This window comes from Streptomyces prasinopilosus (assembly GCF_001419695.1).
Lineage (GTDB): Bacteria > Actinomycetota > Actinomycetes > Streptomycetales > Streptomycetaceae > Streptomyces > Streptomyces prasinopilosus.
The window spans coordinates 1-3,422 of sequence record NZ_LIRG01000607.1 but is presented as its reverse complement, the minus strand read 5'-3'; the positions used below and the strand labels follow the sequence as shown (position 1 = coordinate 3,422).

Annotated in this window: 3 protein-coding genes; 2 read left to right on the top strand and 1 reads right to left on the bottom strand. The window is 74.2% G+C overall.

The annotated features are described in order from the left end of the window. On the bottom strand, positions 1-838 hold an 838-nt coding region (locus AOK18_RS23145), incomplete at its 3' end, for an EamA family transporter (protein ID WP_055695589.1). Between the two features lie 90 nt (positions 839-928). On the opposite strand from AOK18_RS23145, the gene AOK18_RS23140 reads away from it, so the two are divergent. Together AOK18_RS23140 and AOK18_RS23135 are read left to right on the top strand one after the other, a co-directional pair. Continuing rightward, positions 929-1,864 carry a LysR family transcriptional regulator gene (locus tag AOK18_RS23140; protein ID WP_055695588.1) on the top strand — a complete coding sequence of 312 codons (936 nt, stop codon included), beginning with the start codon at positions 929-931 and terminating at the stop codon, positions 1,862-1,864. Between the two features lie 120 nt (positions 1,865-1,984). Further along, positions 1,985-3,422: glycoside hydrolase family 3 protein (locus AOK18_RS23135; RefSeq protein ID WP_420865638.1), on the top strand; the 1,438-nt coding region annotated here is incomplete at its 3' end.

Here is a 3,422-nt window from a genome sequence, read left to right as displayed (position 1 = left end):
AGGCGAGGGCCACCCCGCCCACCAGCAGCACCGCCGCGCACCACCGCAGCGGGGACACCGGCTCGCCCAGGAAGAGGGCGGCCGACGACATCCCGAAGACCGGCACCAGCAGGGAGAACGGCGCCACCGTCGACGCGGGGTGACGGCGCAGCAGCCACCCCCAGGCCCCGAAGCCGAACACGGTGGCGCCCCAGGCGACGTACAGCAGCGCTCCCGCTCCGGACAGGTCCAGCGCGCCCAGCGCCTCCAGGTCCCGCGAGGGGCCCTCCAGGAGCAGGGAGAGCGCCAGCAGCGGCAGGACCGGCACCGTGCTCACCCACACCATGAAGTTCAGGGCGTCGGCGGGCGCGGCCCTGCGGGTCAGCACGTTCGACACGCCCCAGCAGGCGGCCGCGGCGACGACCAGGGCGAACGCCCCCAGGGGACCCGAGGCGCCCTCGTCGGCGGCGGCGACGCCGATCCCGGCCAGGGCCACCGCCATGCCCACCAGCCGGACGCGGGCGGGCCGTTCGCCCAGGAGCAGGAAGGCGAACAGCGCCGTGAACACGGCCTGGATCTGGAGCACCAGGGAGGACAGCCCGGCCGGCATGCCCGCGTCCATGCCGACGAACAGCAGCCCGAACTTGGCCACCCCGAGCGCGAGGCCCACCCCCACGATCCACTTCCACGCCACCTTCGGGCGCCCCACCAGGAACACCGCGGGGACCGCCGCCACGAGGAAGCGCAGCGCGGAGAACAGCAGCGGCGGGAAGTGGCCGAGGCCGATCTCGATGACGACGAAGTTCACGCCCCAGACGGCGGCGACGAGAACGGCGAGCAGGACGTGGGAAGGACGCATACGCCGAGGATCACCGCCCGCCACCCTTCAGCACCAGCGATGATTCCTGCATGGTGGGATGAAGCACCGCTTACCGATCGGGGAGCCGTCATGCTCGACCTCCAGCGCCTGCGCGCCCTGCACGCCGTGTCCGTGCACGGCACCGTCGGGGCCGCCGCCGCGGCGCTCGGCTACACCTCCTCCGCCGTCTCCCAGCAGATCGCCAAGCTGGAGCGGGAGACCAGGACCGTACTGCTGGAGCGGGAGGGCCGGGGCGTGCGCCTGACCGACGCGGCCCACCATCTCGTCGCCACCGCGCAGGAACTGCTGGCGATCGTGGAGCGGGCCGAGACCGAGCTGGAGGAGCGGCGCGGGGTGCCGTCCGGGCGGCTGACCGTCGCCGCCTTCGCGTCGGCGGCCCGCGGGCTGATGCCGCCGGTCCTGGCCGACCTGGCGCTGCGTCATCCCGCGCTCGACACCCGGCTGACCGAGATCGACCCGCACCTGTCCGTGGACCTGGTCGCCAAGGGCGCGGTCGACCTCGCCGTCGCCCACGACTGGGACATCGCGCCGCTGCCCGCCCCGGCGGACGTGGAACAGGCGGCCGTCGGGGACGACCTGTGCGATCTGCTGGTGCCGCTCGGGCACCCCTTCGCGGAGCGCGGCACGGCGGTGCGGCGCGAGGAACTGGGCGGCGAGCGGTGGATCTGCCAGCCGCCGGGGCGGGTCTGCCACGAGTGGCTGGTCCGCACCCTGCGCGCCGCCGGGCACGAGCCGGACATCGTGCACCAGGCGGACGAGAACCCGACCCTGGTCGCCCTGGTCGCGGCCGGACTCGGCGTCGCCCTGATCCCGCGGCTCGGCCGGGGCCCCCTGCCCGACGGGGTGGTCGAGGTCCCCCTCGACCCGATGCCCGTCCGGCACCTGTACGCGCTGTGGCGGGCCGGCGCGGCCCGCCGTCCCGCGATCGCGGAGACCGTCCGCACCCTGCGCGCCCACTGGCCCGCCGTCTCGGCCCACCGGCCCTCCGCGCCCCGGGCGTCCTGACCGTCCCCGGCCGCGCCTCCCGCGCACTCCCTTGACTGGCAGAAACTTCCCGGATATTGGTGACCCCTTGGAAGTTTCCTTCAGCGGATCCCCCGCGGATCACCTCCCAAAGGAGCGCACGTGCCCGACAGCAGCACGGGAAGCACAGGAAACACGGAGAACGCGGAGACGGCGGAGCACCCGGCGGACACGGTGGATCCGGCGGACGCGGTGAACGCGGTGGACCCGGTGAACGCGGCGGGCACGGGGGGTGCGGCGCGGCTGTCCAGACGGGCGGTCCTGGCCGCGACGACGGCGGTCACCGGCGTCCTCGCCGCCGGGGCCCCCGCGTACGCGGCCGGCGCCCCCTCGGGCCACGGCACCCCGGACGAGCGCAAACTCCGCGCCCTCGTCTCCCGGATGAGCCTGGAGGAGAAGGTCGGCCAGCTGTTCGTGATGCGGGTCTACGGCCACTCCGCCACCGACCCCGACCAGGCCGACATCGACGCCAACCTCAAGGAGATCGGCGTGCGCACGGCCGCCGAGCTGCTGGAGAAGTATCGGGTCGGCGGCATCATCTACTTCACCTGGGCGCACAACACCCGCGATCCGCACCAGATCGCGAGCCTCTCCAACGGCATCCAGAAGGCGTCCCTCGGCCTGCCGCGCGGACTGCCGGTGCTCATCTCCACCGACCAGGAGCACGGCATCGTCGCCCGGGTCGGCGCGCCGGCCACCCTGTTCCCCGGCGCGATGGCCGTCGGCGCGGGCGGTTCCCGCTCCGACGCGCGCGAGCTCGGCCGGATCGCGGGGCGCGAGCTGCGCGCCCTGGGCATCCGTCAGGACTACGCCCCGGTGGCCGACGTGAACGTCAATCCGGCCAACCCGGTCATCGGCGTGCGGTCCTTCGGGTCCGATCCGGAGGCGGTGGCGCGGCTGGTGGCCGCCGAGGTGGCCGGGTTCCAGCGGTCGGGGGTCGCGGCGACCGCCAAGCACTTCCCCGGGCACGGCGACACCGCCGTCGACAGCCACACCGGCTTCCCGGTGATCACCCACAGCCGGGAGCAGTGGGAGGAGCTGGACGCGCCGCCGTTCCGGGCGGCGATCGCCGCGGGCATCGACTCGATCATGACGGCGCATCTGATGGTCCCGGCACTCGACGGCTCCGACGATCCGGCCACCCTCTCCCGCCCGATCCTCACCGGCATCCTCCGCGAGGAGCTGGGCTACGACGGGGTCGTGGTCACCGACTCCCTCGGCATGGAGGGCGTGCGGACGAAGTACGGCGACGACCGGGTGCCGGTGCTGGCCCTGAAGGCGGGCGTGGACCAGCTGCTCAACCCGCCCTCCCTGGACGTGGCGTGGAACGCCGTCCTGCGGGCCGTCCGGGACGGCGAGCTGACCGAGGCGCGGCTCGACGAGTCGATCCTGCGCATCCTGCGCCTGAAGGCGAGACGGGGTCTGTTCGAGGACCCGTACGCCTCCCCGGACGAGGTGGACCGCAGGGTCGGCACGCGCGCGCACCGGGCGGCGGCCGACCGGATCGCCGAACGGACCACCACCCTGCTGGTCAACGAGG